Source organism: Pararhodobacter sp., from assembly GCF_034676545.1.
Classification (GTDB): domain Bacteria; phylum Pseudomonadota; class Alphaproteobacteria; order Rhodobacterales; family Rhodobacteraceae; genus Pararhodobacter.
The window spans coordinates 2,023,092-2,041,690 of the sequence record NZ_JAUCBZ010000015.1 but is presented as its reverse complement, the minus strand read 5'-3'; the positions used below and the strand labels follow the sequence as shown (position 1 = coordinate 2,041,690).

Here is an 18,599-nt window from a genome sequence, read left to right as displayed (position 1 = left end):
TGGGCGTCAACCTGCGCCAAAAACTTCGCCTACGAAACCGGTCAAATCGGTCATCTCGCGCAACTGAACACCCGTCACCGCGCCGGGCTTTCCGCCGGTTGGCAACATGGCGCTGGTGAAACCAAGTTTTTGCGCCTCTTTCAACCTATTTTCGCTCTGACTGACCGGACGCAACGCCCCCGACAGCGAGATTTCCCCGAAAACCACGGTATCCGGGGGCACGGCGATGTCCTCTCGCGCACTCAGCAAGGCGGCGGCAACCGCCAGATCGGCAGCGGGTTCATGCACACGCATGCCGCCTGCAACGTTCAAGAACACGTCCATACCGGTGAATGGAATGCCGCAACGCGCCTCGAGCACCGCCAGAATCGTCGACAGGCGCCCCGAATCCAGTCCCACCACCGTGCGGCGCGGCATCGACAGCGGCGAGGCCGAGACCAGCGCCTGAATTTCCGTCAACATCGGGCGCGTGCCCTCCATGCCCGCAAACACCACCGACCCGGCCGCCGGTGCGCCGCGTTCGGACAAGAACAGCGCCGAGGGGTTGGGCACCTCGGCCAGCCCGGCCCCGGTCATCTCGAACACGCCAATCTCATCGGCGGGGCCAAAGCGGTTTTTCACTGCGCGCAGGATGCGAAACTGGTGGCCGCGTTCCCCCTCGAAATAGAGCACGCAATCGACCATATGTTCGATCACCCGCGGCCCGGCGATGGCCCCTTCTTTGGTGACGTGACCGACCAGAACCACCGACACGCCGCGTTTCTTGGCAAAGGTCACCAGTTCATGCGAGGCGGCGCGCAACTGCGCCACCGAGCCCGGCGCGCTTTCAACGCTGTCCAGCCACATGGTCTGAATGGAATCGATGATCACCAGATCCGGGCGTTCCGCGTCCAGCGTGGTCAGGATATCGCGCAGATTGGTCTCGGCCCCCAGTTGCACCGGCGCGTCATCCAGCCCCAGCCGATGGGCGCGCATGCGCACCTGTGCCGCCGCCTCCTCGCCGGAAATATAGAGACATTTCAGCCCTTTGCGCGCAAAAGCTGCCACGGCTTGCAACAGCAGCGTCGATTTGCCGATCCCCGGATCACCACCGACCAGAATCGCCGAGGCGGCGACCAGACCACCGCCCAGCACCCGGTCGAACTCGGCCACGCCGGACAGGGTGCGCGGCGGTGGCGCTTCCTTGGTTTGCAGCGTGCTCAACGCGATCTTGCGGCCACGCCCCACCGGCCCCTTGGGGCCGGCCGCCAAAGGCGCTTCCTCGACAATCGCGTTCCACGCCCCGCAGCCATCGCAGCGCCCGGCCCATTTCTTGTGGACCGCGCCGCAGGATGTGCAGGTGAATTGTGGGGATGCCTTGGCCATGCGGCGTTATCACCCGCGCGTCGCCCCGGCGCAAGCGCCCTGCGCCAAAACACCGATCAAATCGCGGGTGTCGCATTGACCTGCCCGGCGCGACCTTCGATAGTCGCGCAACCTTGACCGGAGGACGCCATGCTGACCCAAGACCAAACCCTGATCCGCGACACCGCCCGCGCCTTTGCCCGCGACCGCCTCGCCCCCGGCGCCGCGGCGCGTGACAAAAGCGGCACCATCGAGCCGGAAATCCTGCGCGAGATGGGCGAATTGGGGTTCCTGGGCATGACCGTTGACCCCGAGTATGACGGCGCGGGTGCGGATTACGTCAGCTATGCGCTGGCCTTGATGGAGGTCGCCGCGGGTGACGGCGCGATCTCGACGGTGATGAGCGTGCACAACGCGCCGTTCAACGCGATTCTCGAACGCTTCGGCTCGGACCAGCATAAACAGGATATCCTGCGCCCCGCCGCACGCGGCGAATTCATCGGCGCGTTTGGCCTGACCGAAACCCAGGCCGGCTCGGACGCCAGCGCGGTGCGCTCGACGGTGCGCAAGGTGCAGGGCGGCTATGTGTTGAACGGGGCCAAGGAATTCATCACCTCGGGCAAGATCGGGCGCTATGTGATCACCTTTGCCCGGCTCGAAGGGACCAGCGGCAAGGCGGGCATCACCGCGCTGATCGTGCCCACCGACGCGCAAGGCTTCGAGGTCGCCCGCGTCGAGGAGAAAATGGGCCAGCGTGCCTCGGACACCTGCGCCCTGCGCTTCACCGATCTGGAGATCGCCGACGACGCCCGCATCGGCGACGAGGGGCAAGGCTACAAGATCGCGCTGGCCAGTCTGGAAACCGGGCGCATCGGCATCGCCTCGCAATCGGTGGGCATGGCGCAGGCGGCCCTCGACGCCGCCGTCGCCTATGCCAAGGACCGCCAGACCTTCGGCACGCCGATCCTCAACCACCAGGCGGTCGGCTTTCGCCTGGCCGACCTCGCCACACAACTGGAGGCCGCGCGCCAACTCACCCTGCATGCAGCCTCCCTCAAGGACGCCGGCATCCCCTGCCTGACCGAGGCGGCGATGGCCAAACTCTTCGCCTCCGAGGCCGCCGAGCGCATCGTCTCGGGCGCGCTGCAAACCTTCGGCGGCATGGGCTATATGGTTGAATCCGGGATTGAACGCATCGCCCGCGATGTCCGCGTCTGCCAAATCTACGAGGGCACCTCGGACATCCAGAAACTGATCATCGCCCGCGCCCTCAGCGCATAAACCCGCGCCCCCGTCTTTGTTCTGCAAATATCCTGGGGGAGGCCGAAGGCCGGGGGCAAAGCCCCCACCCGCGCCGCAGGCGCTTCAAAACAACAACACCCGGTGCGCCAGCACCGGGTGTTTCCGTGTCACAAGAGGCTTACAGCCGCGTCCACGGGTTGATCCCCTGGCGGCGTAGCGCGCGGTAGACGATCACCATGTAATAGACATCCGCCACAAACACCGCGGCGATGAAGGTGCCGACGAAATACCACTCATCGGGGCGCGACAGGATATAGATCACCCCGCCGGTCATCGAGGTGCCGATCCATTTCGCCCAGGCAATGGTAAAGCTCTGCCCGTCGGTCGAGCCGCGCATGTAGAACATCGCGATGAACGAGATCGACATCAACGCGTTCTGCACGAAGGCGATCAGCTTTGCGCCCTCGATCTGGTCATTGCGGAAATATTCCTCGAATTCCCAGAAGAACAACCCGCCCGTGTACATGATGAAGAACGAGAAGATCAGCATCGCCACGGTGAATCCGATCCACTGCGCGCGGGTGATGTTGTAAACCTTGGCGAAATGTTTGTAGCCGTATTTGAAGAACGTATACAGGATCACCAGATCCAGCGTCGCCCAGATCAGGAAGATCATCTGCGCCTTGAGCCCGCCATAGGGGATCAACCCCGCGTCGGCGCTGCCATAGGGTGGGATGAACAGCGCAAAGACGATTTCCCACGACAGGTTCAGCGTCAGCGCGACAATCGGCATACCATAGGTCTGGTCTTTGAAGCCCCGGTAAATGATCCCGATATAGGTCAGGGCCCAGGTATAGGTGGCCAGGTGATAGGCAATGATCGTGTGCGTTTCCATCGGTCTACTCTTGTCTCTGAAATCATGGTCGGGCGCAAAAACCGGCGCCCTCGATACGGGTTATGACGCCCTCTTTGCATAGCGAAACCCCGCGCCTTCACGACGCGGGGTTTCGACGGTTTCACATCCCGCAAGGGTTCAGGCTTCGGTTTCCAGCGCGTCCAGAGCGGCCTTCAACGCGTCCTTGGAGATCTCTTTTTCCGTCACGGTGGCCTGTGCCAGAACCAGATCGACGACCTTGTCTTCAAAGATCGGCGCGCGCAATTGCTGCTGCATCTGCGGGTTCTTTTGCACGAATTCGAAGAACTGACGCTCTTGGCCCGGATACTGCCGCGCCTGCCCCATGATCGCCTGGGTCATTTCCGCATCGGTGACTTCAACCTCGGCATTGCGGCCGATTTCGGCCAGCAACAGGCCCAGCTTCACGCGGCGAACCGCCAGCTTGCGGTGCTCGTCGGTGGTCTCGATCTCGGGGTGGTTGTGATCATGCACATCGGGGTTGTCGTCGTGCCACAGCGAATGCGCGATTTGCGAGGCTTCGGCATCCACCAGGCTCGGCGGCAGTTCGAACTCGACGGTGCTGTCCAGCGCGTCCAGCAGGTTGCGCTTGACGATGGCGCGGGCGGCCTGGGCGTATTCCCCCTCGAGCCCGGTGCGGATCTGCTCTTTCAGGCCGTCCAGCGATTCGGCGCCGAATTTTGCGGCCAATTCGTCGTTCAGCTCGGCGGCGACGGGCGATTTCACGGCCTTGATGGTGCAGGCAAACACGGCTTCCTTGCCGGCCAGATGCTCTGCGCCGTAGTCGGCGGGGAAGGACACGGTGGCGTCCTTGCTGTCGTCGGCCTTGACGCCGACCAGTTGCTCTTCAAAGCCGGGGATGAACTGACCCGATCCCAGAACCAGCGGGTAATCCTGCGCGGCACCACCTTCGAATTCTTCACCGTCGATCGAGCCGGTAAAGTCGAACACAACCTGATCGCCGTTCTCGGCGACGCCGTCTTTCTCGGCGAAATCCTGCGCTTGCTTGGCCAGATTGTCCAAGGCCTCGGCAACGGCGGCCTCATCGGCCTTTACCACCAGACGCTCCAGCGTGATGGCGCTGAAATCAGGCGTGGCGATCTCGGGGAGCGCCTCGTAGGACATCTCGACGACGACATCGTCGCCCTCTTTCCAGGTCTCGCCGTTCTTCATTTCGACCTTTGGCTGGCCCGCAGGGCGCGCACCGGTTTCCTCGAAATGCGACTGCATGGCACCGTCAACGGCTTCCTGCATGGCTTCGCCGATCATGCGCTGACCGAACTGCTTTTTCAGCATGGCCATTGGCACTTTGCCTTTGCGGAACCCTTTGATTTCCACCTCGGGCTGTGCCTCGCGCAGCTTCGCGTCCACCTTCGCCTCCAGATCAGAGTTCGCAATGGTGATCGTGTAGCCACGCTTCAGGCCGTCGTTCAGGGTCTCGGTGACTTGCATCGTGTTCCTCGCATATGCTGACAGGCCGCCCGGACGGCGGCCTGATAATTTCAGCGTCTTAGTAGTTGGCGCGCGAAGGGGGATCAACCCTGATTCTGGCGTCGCGGGCTGCGCATTTGCGGCCAAATCCGCTCATGGCGACGAATGCACCCTTCGGTTCAGGCGCGATGCGGCGGGGCGGGGCTGGATCGCGGCGTTGCGCAGGCTTTGACTGGCGGGGTGGATGTGCCGCCGTCCGTGGGCACGCGTGGCGGGTGATCAGCGGTCAGACGTCGCGTTGTGCGCGGGGTTCCTGTCGGCCTGATAGTCTTGAAATTGCGGCGACCAGGTTGCGCGAATATAGGCCAGCACATCCCAGATCTCGTCATCCGAGAGGGTTCCGGCGAAGGCGGGCATTCCGCTGGCAAATCCGACCACGCCGCGTTGTTCCAGAGCCGCGGCGCCGCCCTGTTTGGTGTAGTCAAACAACAGGCCGTTGTCGTGGTGCCAGGTATGGCCGGTGTCGTCATGGGGCGGCGCGGGCAGCACGCCATCCGCGCCCGGCGTTTGCCAATCGGGCTGCCCCTCTAGCGCAAGGCCGTGGCAGGACGCACACTGCGCGGCATAGAGCCCCTGCCCGTGCTCGATATCCCGGCCCAGCAATTCATGATCCGCCAGGGCCGCGCCGCCGGTCAGGCAGATCACAATCAAGAAGATCACGCGCATAAAACCCCCCGCAACCCCGGGTATCATCGGTCGAGTGTCATCGCTCGCCGCGCCGATACGGGATCATCAGCGCCGCCGGAACCTCGGCGCGCCGGGCCACCAGAATCAGCGCCACGATGGACAACACATAGGGCGCCATCAGGAACAGTTGATAGGGCACATCGTCAATCACGGTTTGCAGGCGCAGCTGATAGGCATCGAAAAACGCGAACAAGAGCGCACCCAGCAAGGCTTTGCCGGGTCGCCAGGACGCGAAAACCACCAGTGCTATGCAAATCCAGCCGCGCCCCTGCACCATATGAGGAAAAAAGCTGTTGAAGGCGGCGGTGGTCAGGAATGCGCCACCCACGCCCATCAGGGCCGACCCGGCAACCACCGCGCCAATGCGGATATGCACCGGGTTCACACCCTGCGCCTCGACGGCGTGGGGGTTTTCCCCGGTCATGCGAATGGCGATCCCCAGCGGTGTGCGCGCCAGAACATAGGCCATCACCGCCACCGACAAAAGCGCCAGATAGGTGGGGGCCGTTTGCGAGAACAGGATCGGCCCGAGGATCGGCAGATCCGACAGGACCGGAATATCAAGCGGACGGAATGGCTCGATTGTCGGCGGAAGGCTGCCAACCTCGACAATCAGGCGATAAAGATAGTAGGACAACGCCGAGGCAAACAGCGTGATCCCTAGCCCCGACACATGCTGCGACAGGCCCAGCGGCACGGTCAACCCGGCGTGCAGCAGCCCCATCAAGCCCCCCGCCAGCGCCGCCACCGCCAGACCCATCCACAGATCGCCGCCCATGTAGACGGTCAGCCAGCCGCTCATTGCGCCCATCGTCATGATCCCCTCGATCCCGAGGTTCAAGACGCCCGCGCGGTCACAAAGCAACACGCCCAGCACGCCAAAGATCAGCGGAGTCGCAATGCGCAGAACCGCCGCCCAGAGGTTGGTGTTCAGCAAGAGTTCCAGCGCTTCCATCATCGACGCACCCGATAGGTTGTGAACAAAAGCGCGACGATCATCGTGAGCAGGCTGAGTGCGACGATGACATCCGCGATGAAACTTGGCACGCCGGTCGCGCGGCTCATGGCGTCGGCCCCGACGAAAATGGTCGCCACGAAAATGGCCGAGGCGACCACCCCGGCGGGGTGCAGCGCGGCCAGCATCGCCACGACGATCCCGGCATAGCCGAAGCCGGGCGACATGGTGGTTGTGACGCCCGCGGTGACGCCCATGACCTCGACCGCGCCGGCCAACCCGGCCAGGCCGCCAGACAGCAGGGCGACGCCCATCAGGGTTTTCGGCAAGGAGACCCCGGCAAAGGCCGCCGCCGAGGCATTCAACCCGGCCGCCCGGGTTTCGGTGCCAAACACCGTGCGCGAGAACAGCAGCCACAGCGCCCCCGCCGCCGCGATGGCGATCAGCAACCCGATGTGCAGCCGCGTGCCCTGCACCAGGTCGGGCAAGCGGAACGCGCGGTCAACCGGCACCGAGGTCGGCCAGCCAAAGGCCAGCGGATCGCGCAGCGGCCCCTCGATCATCAGACCGACAAACAGGATGGCGATGAAATTGAGCAGCAACGTGGTGACGACCTCGTCCACCTGAAACCGCAGGCGCAAGAACGCGGGCACCGCCAGAAACGCAGCCCCGGCGGCAAAGGCCACGAGCATCAGCACCACGATACCCAGCGGCCCCGGCAGAGCCAGCGAATGCCCGACCCAGGCCGTCACCAGGGCACCGATGAAAAACTGCCCCTCGGCGCCGATGTTCCACAGCCGCGCGCGAAAGGCGACGGCGGCGGCAAGCCCGGTCAGGATCAGCGGCGTGGCGCGGGTCAGCATTTCGGTGACCGCGAGGCGCGAGCCCAGCGCGCCGCGCAGCATTTCGCCGTAGGCCGTCAGCGGGTTCACCTGCGCCGCCGCGATCAGCCCGGCGGCCAGCAGGAGCGCCACAAACACCGCAACCACCGGCGCAACGAACACGATGGGCAGCGGCACATGGGCGCGCCGTTCAAGCCGCATGATCGTCGCCCTCCCAATCGCCGGCCATCATCAGCCCGAGTTTTTGCGCATCGGCCTCATGCGCGGGAACCGGTTGCGACAGCCGCCCTTTGACGATCGCCTGGATGCGGTCGGACAGGGCCACGGCCTCGTCGAGTTCCTCCGAGATCAGCAGGATCGCCGCGCCTCGGCGTCGCGCCTCCAGCAAATGCCCATGCACCGCCGCGATGGCCCCTTCGTCAAGGCCACGGGTCGGCTGGTTGGCGAGGATGAATTTCGGGCCGATCGACAGGCAGCGCCCGAGGATCAGCTTTTGCATATTCCCGCCCGAGAGTTGCCCGGCGCGGGTGTCGGGTGTTGCGCCACGGATATCGAATTTCTCGATGAGATCAGCGGCATACGCCTTGCACGCGGCTTGGCGCACAAAGCCGAAGCGTGAGAATTCCGGCGCTCTGAGCCGTTCGAGCACGGCGTTTTCCCAGATCGCCATCTCGCCAACCGCGCCCTCGGCGTGGCGATCTTCGGGCACGCGCCCGGTGCCCGCCCGGATCATCCCGCGCGGGCCAAGCGCGCTGATATCCGCGCCCGACAGGGTCAGCGTTCCCGCGGTCGGCGTCGTCAGCCCCGACAACAGCGCGCCCAACGACGCCTGACCGTTGCCCGAAACGCCCACGATGCCCAGAATCTCGCCCTCGTGCACCGTGAAGGACACAGCATCGAGCCGCCGCGCCCCACCGGAGTCGACGCGTATGTCGCGCGCAACCAGAACCGGCGCACCAATGGCCTGATCCTGGCGCACCGGACGGTTGACCTGGCGGCCGACCATCAGTTCGGCAAGCTCCTGTGCGCTGGTTTCCGAGGTCTTGCGCTCGGCGATCATCCGCCCGCCGCGCAGCACCGCGACCCGGTCCGAGGCGGCCATGACCTCGTGCAGCTTGTGGCTGATGAAGATCAGCGACAGCCCCTCGCGGGTCATCTCGCGCAGGGTTTCGAACAGGCGCTGCGCCTCGGGGCGGGCCAGCACGGCGGTGGGTTCATCGAGGATCAGGATGCGCGCATCATGGAACAGCGCCTTGAGGATCTCGACCCGCTGACGCTCGCCCACCGAGAGCTGGTTGACCTTGGCCTCGGGCGAGACCGGCAGGCCGAAACGGTCGGCGATCCGCATCAGCTTCTGACGCGCCGCCGCCCGCCCCGAGCGCAACCGCAGCAGGGATTCCGAGCCCAGCATGACATTGTCCAGCACCGTCAGATTGCCCGCCAGCGTGAAATGCTGGTGCACCATGCCGACGCCCGCCTCGATGGCGGCGCGCGGCTTGCCTGAGGGGAGTTCCGCGCCAAACACCCGCACGCGGCCCGCATCGGCGGCATAATGCCCGAAAAGAATGTTCATCAGCGTGGTTTTGCCCGCGCCGTTTTCGCCGAGCAGCGCCAGGATCTCGCCCTGCCCCAATGTCAGCGTCACGTCGTCATTGGCGGTCAGCGCGCCAAAGCGTTTGGTGATGCCGGTCAGTTCCAGAACCGGAGTCATGCGGGCAGCCCCGCGATGGCACCGGGGTAGACCAGCGGCGGGGCGCGGGTTTCGATCAGCGCGGCCAGTTGGCACAAAGCCAGGTCCGCGCCGGGCGCACCCAGCAGTTGCACCCCCAGCGGCAGACCCTGCGCCCTGCCAAACGGCAGCGCCAGCGCGCAGAGCCCGGCGACATTGGCCAGCGCGGCATTGGGCGCGAACCGCTCCATCCCGGCGAAATGCGCGTCGGGATCGGTCTGAGCCATGGCGTTGGCGCCGATGGCGGGGGGCGCGGATGACAGCACCGGCATGACAATGGCGTCGAGCGTGGCAAACAGGGCGCACGCGCGGTCGGTGAGGCTGGCCAGTTGGCGGCTGGTGGCGAACAGGTGGGTTGCGGGCAAGGCGCGCCCCTCGGCGGCGACACGGGCGGCGAGCGGCGGCAGGGCCTCGTCGGGGATTTGCAGCGCGGTCATCCACTCAGCCAGCGACACCGACAGGATGAGCCGCGCGATCTCTTGCGCCTCACGCCCCAAGGCATCGGGGGCCGGGAGTTCCGTGATCACGCAGCCCGCGTCGGCCAAGGCGTCGGCGGCGGCGCGCGCGGCGGCATTTTGGCTGGCGTCGCAGCGCTTGGGCAGGGCCAATCCGATGCGCGGCGGCTGCGCCTGTGCGACCGGTGGCAGCGGTCGGTGGACGGCGTTGAACGCGGTCACAACATCGCGCACCGAGCGCGCCAGCACCAGTTCCGAGGCGATGCCCATCAGATGATTGCCGAAATCCGGCCCGGCCGGGGTCGCCCCGCGTGAGGGTTTGAGGCCAACCAGTCCGCAACAGGCCGCCGGCACCCGGATCGACCCGGCGGCATCGGTGGCATGGGCAATCGCCACAAGCCCGGCGGCGACTGCCGCCGCCGCACCGCCCGACGACCCGCCGGGGGTCAGCGCGGGGTTCCACGGATTGCGCGCCTCGGGCAAGCCCTCGGGTGCGCTGTCGAGCGCCAGGCCAAAGGGCGGCGTGGCGCTCAGGCCGAAGGGCAAAAGGCCGGTATTTCGGAAAGCCTCGAACAACTGGCCGTCGGCGAGTGGTCGTTCGGCTTTCGCCCGCAGCGCCGCAGACCCCGCCGCAACCGGCAGCCCCGCGGCAACCGCGCCGAGATCCTTGGCCAGAAACGGCACGCCATGAAACGGCCCGCGTTGATCCTGCGGCAGAGCGTCGGCGGCAATGGCCCGGTCGCGGGCCATTGCCATGTCATGGTAAACCACCGCCCCCAGCGCGGCCTGGGCTTTGCACGCCGCCAAGGTGGCCTCCATCACCGCGCGGGCGCTGGTGCGACCATCCGCAATCGCCGCGGCAAGGGCTGTGGCATCCGTCACGTCTGCGGCGACCTATGCAGGTTCTTCGTTGTCGATGGGAACATTCCACGCCCCCGATTGAATGGCGGCACGTTTGGCCTCCATCGGCGCAATCGCGTCGGCGGGCACTTCGTCGGCCACATAGATCAGTTCATTGCCGCCATGCGCCATGAACGCATATTCGGTGTAATCGCGACCAACCGACTGGCCGGCCTGAATGTCGGCGACAATCGCGGCAATGGTCGGGCCGAAATTCCAGATGGCGTTGGCAAAGACCGTGCCCGGATAGCGCGGCGTGTAGTCGATCAACGAGCCGATGGCCTTGACGCCGCGATCCTGCGCCGCATCCGCCGTGCCGATCCGCTCGCCAAACAGGATATCGGCGCCCGCGTCGATCTGGGCCATCGCGGCCTCTTTGGCGCGCGCCGGGTCGAACCAGGCCCCGATGAACCCATTGACGAAGGTCGCGTCCGGGTTCACCTCGCGCACGCCGGCGCGGTAGGCGTTGATCAGCAGGTTGACCTCGGGGATCGGATAGCCGCCAACCGAGCCGAACACATTGGATGACGACATCTTGCCGCCCAGCATCCCGGCCAGATAGGCCGCCTCGTGGTTGCGCGTGCCGAAGACGCCAAAGTTATCCCCCTGAGGGCCAGCCGAAGACCCCATCAGGAAGGCGGTGTCGGCATAATCGGCAGCCACTTCGCGGGCCTCACGCTCGACAGCATAGGATTCGCCCCAGATCAGTTGCGCGCCGCTTTCGGCATATTCGCGCATGGCCCGCGGATAATCGGTCGGGGCCACCCCTTCCGAGAACACATATTCGATCAACCCCGCTGCGGCGGCCTCTTGAAGGGCGATATGAACGCGGCTGTTCCACGCATTCTCAACCGGGGACATGTGAACACCGGCGACGCGCGTGACGTTTTGCGCGCCGGCGCGGCGGATATAGGCAGGCAGCGCCAAAGTGGCAGCCGCACCCACCAGAAGTTGACGACGGTTTGGAGCAAGAACTCATTGGATTTTCCTTTGTGCTAAGGGATCATGGGTCGGTTCAGTCGGGTCTTTCAGAGGTTGTGGGCGCGTAGGCGGCGGGATCGAGGGTTGCAGCCCGGCCGGGCAAGTCGAGCGCCGCGATCCGCGGCGGGGTTCGCGACAGCACGTTCCCGCGCTTGATGACCGCCAGTCGCGTGGCTTTCAGGCGCACCGCCTCGATCGGGTCGCGCGCTTGCAGAACCACCATATTGGCCGGTCCACCCTCTCGCAACGTCGGGTCGGGCAGACCCATCGCCGCCGCGCCATTCTGCGTGACCGAGGTAAAGGCCCAGGCCATCGCCTCGCGCGAGGTCATCGGCACGGCATGGACACCCATATGCGCCACCTCAAGCATGTCGGCAGAACCCAGCGAATACCACGGATCCATCGTGCAATCCTGACCGAAGGCCACGTTGACCCCGGCGGCGCGCAATTCGGGCACGCGGGTCAGGCCGCGGCGGCGGGGATAGGTATCCGAGCGGCCTTGCAGCGTGATGTTGATCAACGGATTCGGCACGACGGTCATGCCGCTTTCGGCAATCAGCGGGATCAGTTTCGAGGCGTAATAATTGTCATACGAGTGCATCGCGGTGACATGGCTGGCCACGACGCGCGCACCAAGACCCAAGCGCGTCGCTTCGGCAGCCAGCGTTTCCACATGGCGCGACATCGGGTCGTCGCTTTCGTCGCAGTGCAGATCCAGCCGCAGGCCACGCTCTGCCGCGATCTCGCACAACCGCAGGACCGAGCGCGCACCCTCGGCCATCGTGCGCTCGAAATGCGGGATGCCGCCCACCACATCGACGCCCATATCGAGTGCGCGCAGCAGGTTTTCCTCGGCGGTTGGCGTCCGATACAGACCATCTTGCGGGAACGCCACGAGTTGCAGGTCGATATAGGGCGCCACCCGTTTGCGCACCTCGATCAGCGCCTCGACCGCGGTCAGACGATCATCGCAGACGTCAACATGGCTGCGGATCGACAACAGCCCCTGCGACACCGCCAGATCGCAGTAACGCAGGGCGCGTTCCATCACGGCCTCGGGCGTCAACATCGGCTTGAGCTCGCCCCAGAGGGCGATCCCCTCGAGCAAGGTGCCGGAGTCGTTCAGCCGGGGTGTGCCGAGGCTGAGCGTGGCATCCATATGAAAATGCGGATCGACAAAAGGCGGGGCAACCAGCCGTCCGGTGGCGTCGATTTCCTGCAACGCCTCAGCCTCGATCCGGGGCGCAATCGCAACGATCTTGTCCCCTTGGATCGCAAGATCCATCGGCATGCGACCGTCCGGCAAATTGGCCTGTCTGACGATGAGATCCAACATAGACGCCCTGCCTTTGTTTTTACCAAAAGGTAAATTTCAAGCCAACGCTACACAAATTCCTGACGATCTCAATAAAATTCTCGCTTGTAAAGAGCCGCCTGATGGCGCGATCTCGCGGCCCTTCGCGGCCCCGACACCACCATGCCCTGCGCGCAAACTTTATGCATCTGCCGGGGCTGCATGACCTGATTTGAGCATGCTCGCCAGGGAGATGCGCAAACCCGCGTCGAGGCAAAAATGCACTGTATCAAACTGCTGGGGCAGCGCCCCATGGCGCGGGACTTCGACCGCCCATGTTGCCCCGCCATCCGCCGATTTGTGCAACACAGTCGCGATGCGCTGAAACTATACAAATCTGTAAGAACCAAGGTCTTCACGCTCTGCGCGGTTTACAGGTGCCAATGACTCCCCCTAAGACGTGTGCACGCCAACCCGGAACAGGGACGCCGTTCACGTCAATGATATCTGCAAAAACCCCTGCCCTGCGCCACATCTTGCCAATCCTGTTGGGCATCGGCCTGTTCGGGTTGGGACTTTATGCGCTTTTCCATCTGATGCACTCGGTCGATCCGACGGCAATCATGGCGCAGATCAAGGCAACGCCGCCCGGCGTCCTGATGCTGGCGGTTGCCGCCACGACGGTCGGCTATGCCGCGCTGGTCGGATATGATGCACTGGGTTTGCGGTTCGTCGGCAAGACCTTGCCCAACCGGATCGTCGCCTTGGGCGGATTTCTGGGCTATGCGTTCGGCAATACCGTGGGGATCAGCGTCATTTCCGGCGGCGCGATCCGCTATCGGATCTACGCGGCCTTCGGCTTGAGCGCCTTCGATGTGGCCACCATCTCGGGCTATATCGCGGCGGCCCTGGGGGTTGGCTTGACCCTGGTCGGGCTGGCCGCCCTGAGCATTTATCCCAATGTTGTCGCGGGCTTGGTGCCGTTTGCCGAGACGACCATACGGCTCTGCGCGCTGGGGATCGTCCTGGTCGCGGGCAGCGGCATCGCGATTTTGTCCGTGAAACACCGCCGCCTCAAGGTCTGGCGCTTTGATCTGCATCTTCCGTCGCCCGGCAATCTGGCGGCGCAAATGGCCATCGTGTTGGTCGATGTCGTGGCCGCATCCTTTGCACTGTGGGTGCTGATGCCCGTCGGCACCCCGAATTTCGGGGCCTTTATCGCCATTTATGCGATCGCCATGATGATCGGGGTTCTGTCGCATGTTCCCGGCGGAATCGGGGTGTTTGAAACGATCGTTCTGGGCACGTTGCCGCTATCGGTCCCGGTCAGTGACGCCGCCGCGGCGCTGGTGCTGTTTCGGGTGATCTATTATTTGCTGCCCTTCGGGGTTGGCGTGGTCGTCGTCTCGCTGAACGAGGCGCGCCTGGCGGGGGGCCTGATGGGGCGCCGGTTTGGCCGCATCTCTGCCACGTCGCGCCCGGCCGTCGAGGCGTTGCACGGCCTGGCCCCTGCGGTTGCGGCCCTGCTGGCCTTCGGGTTTGGCGTGTATCTGATCCTGGTGTCCTTGCTGCCCTCGATCCGCAACGAGGCGCTGGAGGACGGTGACTTCATCGCCGCGCTGCTGATCGAGGGCGGAACCCTGTTGTCGGCACTGATCGGCGCGGTGCTGCTGGTCTTGTCGCAGGGGTTGGCGCGGCAGGTCAGGGCCGCGTTCCTGCTGACGCTGTTGTCGCTGTGCCTTGGCGCACTCGCGGCGGTGCTGAATGACTTCGACTGGGCCTCGGCGGGGTTGCTGCTGGGGGGCGCGGTTGTCTTGTGGCCGTTCGCGGGCGGGTTCACAAAGCGCGCAAGGCTGACCGAGGGCGTGTTCAGCGCGGCCTGGTTCGCGCTGGTGTTTGCGCTGGGCATCGCGGCGACGGCGTTCTTCTTTTTCCTGCATCAGACGACGCCCTATTCCAACGACCTGTGGACCGAGATCGCCCATGGCGCAAACACCCCGCGCGCGCTGCGGGCTGGGCTTTTGGCGTCGGGGTTCTTGTTGATTTTTGCCATCTTCATCGGGCTTCAGGGCGCAAAACGGGAAATAGACTCATGGGCTTTTCCATCGACCAGATCCTGCCGTCGATCCAATCCCTGGGGATGCTGGGTTACTGGATCATTGCCGCGGCGTCGATGTTTGAAGCGTATTTCATCACCGGGGTCATTGTCCCCGGCACGCTGGTGGTCGAGGCGGGCGGTATCCTCGTGCAGCGCGGGTTGCTCGATTTCTTTGACCTCGTGTGGTTCGTGGCGATTGGCTCGGTCCTTGGCGGAGAGGCCAGTTACTGGACCGGGCGTCTGGCAAAATCCAAGCTGCACAGTCAGGGACGCCTGATGCAATCGCGCGCCTATGGCCGCGCGCGGGCCTTGTTCGAACGTCATGGCGGGCTGGCTTTGGTGCTGGGGCGGTTTTTGGGGCCCATCGCGGGGCTGGTGCCGCTGGTCGGGGCGCTGGCGGGGATCAATCGCCGCAGTTTCGTGATCTGGAACCTGATCGGCAGCGTGCCCTATGCCCTGATCCATGTCGCCTTTGGCTATGCGATCGGCGGGGCCATCGGGCTGTTCAGCAGCACGATGGAGCGCTACGCGGTGCTGGGCGCGATCCTGGTGCTGGTGCTGGTGGTCATCTGGTGGTTGCTGCTGCGCCTGTTCCGCCTGTTGCCGCTGGTGCTGACCGTCGCCGAGGCCGTGGTCCTGTCGGTTGCGGCGTGGCCCCCGCTGGCCCGCTTTCTGGCCGCGCATCCGCGCTTCATGCGGTTTTTGTCGCAGCGTTTTGACCGGAGCCATTTCGGCGGCCTGCCCTTGACCTGCCTGACGGTGGCCTTTGCCTATGTTCTGCTCATCTGGGTGGATGTCACGCTGGACTTCCTGTTCGCCACGCCGTTTTTCGCCATTGACCAGAATGTTGCCGCGCTTGCCCATCTGTTCTGGTCGCCGGTGCTTTTGCGGCTGTCGGCCCATGTGACGGCGCTGGGCGACAGCCGGGTTATTGTGGCGCTGTTCATCGCCGCCTGCGTCTGGCTGGCCGCCGAGCGCCGCTGGTCGCTGATGTCCGGCCTTGCCGTGGCGGTGATCGGCAATGTGGTGATGGTGGCGGCGCTGAAGTTGATCTTTGCGCGCCCAAGGCCAGAGCTTGGGTATTTTGTCGAAACCTCGGGCAGCTTCCCATCCGGCCACGCCGCGATCTCCATCGCCTTCTATGGGTCGGTCGCCTATGCCCTGTTTCGGTCCGGGCGCCTCAGCCATGTTGCGGCGATCCTGCTGGCCAGCCTGCTGGGTTTTGTGATCGGCACCAGCCGATTGCTGCTGATCGAGCATTACCTGTCCGATGTCCTGAACGGCTGGCTGGTCGGATTGTTGTGGCTGATGGTCGGCGTCACGGTTGCGGAGTGGCGGCTGTTGCAGACCCGTCCCGGCTCATTGCCGCCGCGCGCGCGCACTCAGACGGCGGTGCTGTTGCTTTGCGCCGCGCTGTTGGTCGGCGGCGCGGGTTGGCGGGTTGTGAGCTATGACAAGGCGCGGCTGGTCCATGTCAATCTTCAGGCCGATCATGTGCTTGCCGCGCCAGATGCTCTGCTGTCCGACCCGCAATTTCACCCCGATGCCGAGACTTTGGCCGGTGCGCAGGCCGCGCCGATCAACGTCATCCTGGTCGCGGCGACCGATACCGCCATCCAGCAAACCCTGACCCAGGCCGGCTGGAGCGTCGCCTTGGCGCCCACCCCGGGGCGGCTGATTGATCTGGCCTATGCCACGGTGCGCGATCAGGCCAGTGCCGACACGATGGTCCTGCCGCTGTTCTGGAGCGGAATGCCCAATGATTTCGCGATGATCTCAGGGGCGAGCGACGGCGCACCCATGCTTGCGCGGATCTGGCGCACGCAGTTTGTCACCGGCGGGCGGCGGGTCTATGTGGCTGCGGTGACACCTGATGACCGGGCCCGCGACGCCACCGCCACCACCGATGATGTCACCGCCGCGCGAGACCGGTTCAGCGCCGGGCTGCGGGGTTTGAACACAGTGACTTTGCGCGCAATCGCGGGCGGCGCGGTCAGCGTGGTCGAAATTCCCTGAAACTCTGATGTCCTGAAACCCCGGTTTCTTGCAAAACTGTAAGACTGCGGACAGGTTCAGCGCAATCCGCCTGACTATGACCTGACCATGGAGCCCGACACGCAGGGGTTCCCCCACTCAGTCAGGTTAGTTCCATGCACCCAGCTTTCAGAAATTTCCTTTTGTCGGCGAGTTTGATCGCCGTACCCGTTGCCGGCTTCACGATGGTTGAAACCCTGTGGATGCCCAGTCCGACAGCAGCCTCCGCCGTTGTGGTGGCAAGCCCCGGTCTGGGCGATCTGTCGGCCTATCAAGCCATTGTCCGCGACACCCAAACCATCGCCGCAACGGGCGATCTGGCGGCGGCGCAGTTGCGGATCACCGATCTGGAAACCCTGTGGGACCAGAACGCGACGGCCTTGCGTCAAGCGGATGCTGCGGCGTGGGGCGTCGCGGATGGCGCAATCGACGCGGCACTATCGGCCCTGCGCGCGACCGCGCCGGATGCCGCCAGCGTTACCGCAGCCCTTGCCGCCCTGTCGGCCACGCTGGATAACCCGGTTGCCAGCCCTGCAACAGCCAGCCCCGCAACAGGCGGCGTTCAACAGGCCTTCGGCATTGATGTGACCGATGCCAACGGCCACCCGCTGCCCTGCGAGGTCATGGCAACCCAGGTGCGCGACGCCTTTGCCACCATCACCCCCACCGCCGAAATGCTCGACCTGCAATCGCGCGCGTTAGAGCGCTGCAACGCCGACAATGACGCGCAATCCGATGCTTTTGCGGCGCAAGCCCTGTCTTTGATCCGAGGATAAAACCATGACCTCTACATTTGCCACAAATTACAAACAACCCATGCCGATTGGCGGGGTCAACCGCGTGCCACTGGTCACGCCGGGGTTCTGGCTGATCAAGCTGGTCGCCGTCACCATGGGCGAAACCGCCGCCGATTTTCTGGCGGTGAACCTTGGGCTTGGGCTGGCGTCAACCACGCTGCTGATGACGTCGATCCTGATTCTGGCGCTGGTCTGGCAGTTTCGCCAGCAACGCTATGTGCCAACCTATTACTGGATCGCCGTTGTGCTGGTGTCGATTGTCGGAACGCTGATCACCGACAACATGACCGACGCGCTGGGTATTCCGCTGCTGACCTCGGCAATCGGTTTCACCATCGCGCTTGGCGCGACCTTCGCGCTGTGGTTCGCCTCGGAGCGCACCTTGTCGATCCACGAAGTGTTCACCTTCAGACGCGAAGCCTTTTACTGGCTCGCGATTCTGCTCACCTTTGCCTTGGGCACCGCGTCGGGCGACCTGATTGCCGAAGCCTTCAACGTCGGGTTTGCCGCCACGGGGATCCTCTTTGGTCTGATCATCGCATCGCTGGCGCTGGGCTATTTCGCCTTTGGCCTCGACGGGATCTGGGCGTTCTGGCTGTGCTACATCTTCACCCGCCCGCTTGGCGCGTCGTTCGGTGACTTCCTGGCGCAACCTCCGGAATTCGGCGGGCTTGGCCTTGGCACCACGGTGACCAGCATTGCCTTTCTGGCGATCATCGCCGGAACCATCGCCGTCATGAGTATGCGCCGCACAAAGTGACATATCGCGGGTGGCCGGGCTTGATCGGCCACCCGAACCAACAACCCCCAAAAAATCTGAAACGCACGCCCATACCA

General features: G+C 64.6%; 15 protein-coding genes. 5 read left to right on the top strand and 10 right to left on the bottom strand.

What is annotated here, in order from left to right:
- Positions 1-6 precede the first annotated feature (6 nt).
- Positions 7-1,365: a DNA repair protein RadA gene (gene radA, locus VDQ28_RS13600; RefSeq protein ID WP_323036449.1), complete on the bottom strand. Its 1,359-nt coding sequence runs from the start codon at positions 1,363-1,365 to the stop codon at positions 7-9.
- A gap of 129 nt (positions 1,366-1,494) precedes the next feature.
- Here radA and VDQ28_RS13595 point away from each other — a divergent pair, with 129 nt between their 5' ends.
- The gene (locus VDQ28_RS13595) at positions 1,495-2,625 is read left to right on the top strand and encodes an acyl-CoA dehydrogenase family protein (protein WP_323036448.1); all 1,131 of its coding nucleotides are present in this window, start codon (positions 1,495-1,497) and stop codon (positions 2,623-2,625) included.
- Positions 2,626-2,764: 139 nt separating this feature from the next.
- Here VDQ28_RS13595 and VDQ28_RS13590 read toward each other — a convergent pair whose 3' ends face one another.
- The 9 genes from VDQ28_RS13590 to VDQ28_RS13550 all read right to left on the bottom strand — a co-directional run bounded on the left by VDQ28_RS13590 (position 2,765) and on the right by VDQ28_RS13550 (position 12,875).
- Positions 2,765-3,481 (bottom strand): hypothetical protein, encoded by a 717-nt coding sequence (locus VDQ28_RS13590; protein ID WP_323036447.1) that lies wholly within the window; start codon positions 3,479-3,481, stop codon positions 2,765-2,767.
- Positions 3,482-3,619: 138 nt separating this feature from the next.
- Positions 3,620-4,951 (bottom strand): trigger factor, encoded by a 1,332-nt coding sequence (tig, locus tag VDQ28_RS13585; RefSeq protein ID WP_323036446.1) that lies wholly within the window; start codon positions 4,949-4,951, stop codon positions 3,620-3,622.
- A 258-nt stretch (positions 4,952-5,209) separates the two neighbouring features.
- Positions 5,210-5,656, bottom strand: coding sequence for a cytochrome c (locus VDQ28_RS13580; protein ID WP_323036445.1), 447 nt, complete (start codon positions 5,654-5,656; stop codon positions 5,210-5,212).
- 37 nt (positions 5,657-5,693) lie between these two features.
- Positions 5,694-6,632, bottom strand: a complete 939-nt coding sequence (locus VDQ28_RS13575) for an ABC transporter permease (protein WP_416349429.1) — start codon at positions 6,630-6,632, stop codon at positions 5,694-5,696.
- Entirely contained in the window at positions 6,632-7,675 is a 1,044-nt protein-coding gene (locus VDQ28_RS13570) for an ABC transporter permease (protein WP_323036443.1), read from the bottom strand. Before VDQ28_RS13570 ends, VDQ28_RS13575 begins: the two co-directional genes overlap by 1 nt.
- Positions 7,665-9,185, bottom strand: coding sequence for an ABC transporter ATP-binding protein (locus VDQ28_RS13565; RefSeq protein WP_323036442.1), 1,521 nt, complete (start codon positions 9,183-9,185; stop codon positions 7,665-7,667). The genes VDQ28_RS13570 and VDQ28_RS13565 overlap by 11 nt, the downstream gene beginning before the upstream one ends.
- Positions 9,182-10,540: an amidase gene (locus VDQ28_RS13560; RefSeq protein ID WP_323036441.1), complete on the bottom strand. Its 1,359-nt coding sequence runs from the start codon at positions 10,538-10,540 to the stop codon at positions 9,182-9,184. Before VDQ28_RS13560 ends, VDQ28_RS13565 begins: the two co-directional genes overlap by 4 nt.
- Before the next feature lie 12 nt (positions 10,541-10,552).
- Complete coding sequence (locus VDQ28_RS13555) at positions 10,553-11,485, bottom strand: BMP family protein (protein WP_323036440.1); 933 nt, start codon at positions 11,483-11,485, stop codon at positions 10,553-10,555.
- A gap of 88 nt (positions 11,486-11,573) precedes the next feature.
- Positions 11,574-12,875, bottom strand: coding sequence for an amidohydrolase family protein (locus tag VDQ28_RS13550; protein WP_323036439.1), 1,302 nt, complete (start codon positions 12,873-12,875; stop codon positions 11,574-11,576).
- Positions 12,876-13,333: 458 nt separating this feature from the next.
- Between VDQ28_RS13550 and VDQ28_RS13545 the strand changes: the two genes are divergently transcribed.
- The 4 genes from VDQ28_RS13545 to VDQ28_RS13530 all read left to right on the top strand — a co-directional run bounded on the left by VDQ28_RS13545 (position 13,334) and on the right by VDQ28_RS13530 (position 18,522).
- Positions 13,334-15,208, top strand: coding sequence for a lysylphosphatidylglycerol synthase domain-containing protein (locus VDQ28_RS13545; protein ID WP_323036438.1), 1,875 nt, complete (start codon positions 13,334-13,336; stop codon positions 15,206-15,208).
- The gene (locus VDQ28_RS13540; RefSeq protein ID WP_416349428.1) at positions 15,091-16,947 is read left to right on the top strand and encodes a phosphatase PAP2 family protein; all 1,857 of its coding nucleotides are present in this window, start codon (positions 15,091-15,093) and stop codon (positions 16,945-16,947) included. Before VDQ28_RS13545 ends, VDQ28_RS13540 begins: the two co-directional genes overlap by 118 nt.
- Before the next feature lie 134 nt (positions 16,948-17,081).
- Complete coding sequence (locus tag VDQ28_RS13535; RefSeq protein ID WP_323036437.1) at positions 17,082-17,741, top strand: hypothetical protein; 660 nt, start codon at positions 17,082-17,084, stop codon at positions 17,739-17,741.
- 4 nt (positions 17,742-17,745) lie between these two features.
- Entirely contained in the window at positions 17,746-18,522 is a 777-nt protein-coding gene (locus VDQ28_RS13530; RefSeq protein WP_323036436.1) for a hypothetical protein, read from the top strand.
- The last annotated feature ends 77 nt before the right edge of the window (positions 18,523-18,599 follow it).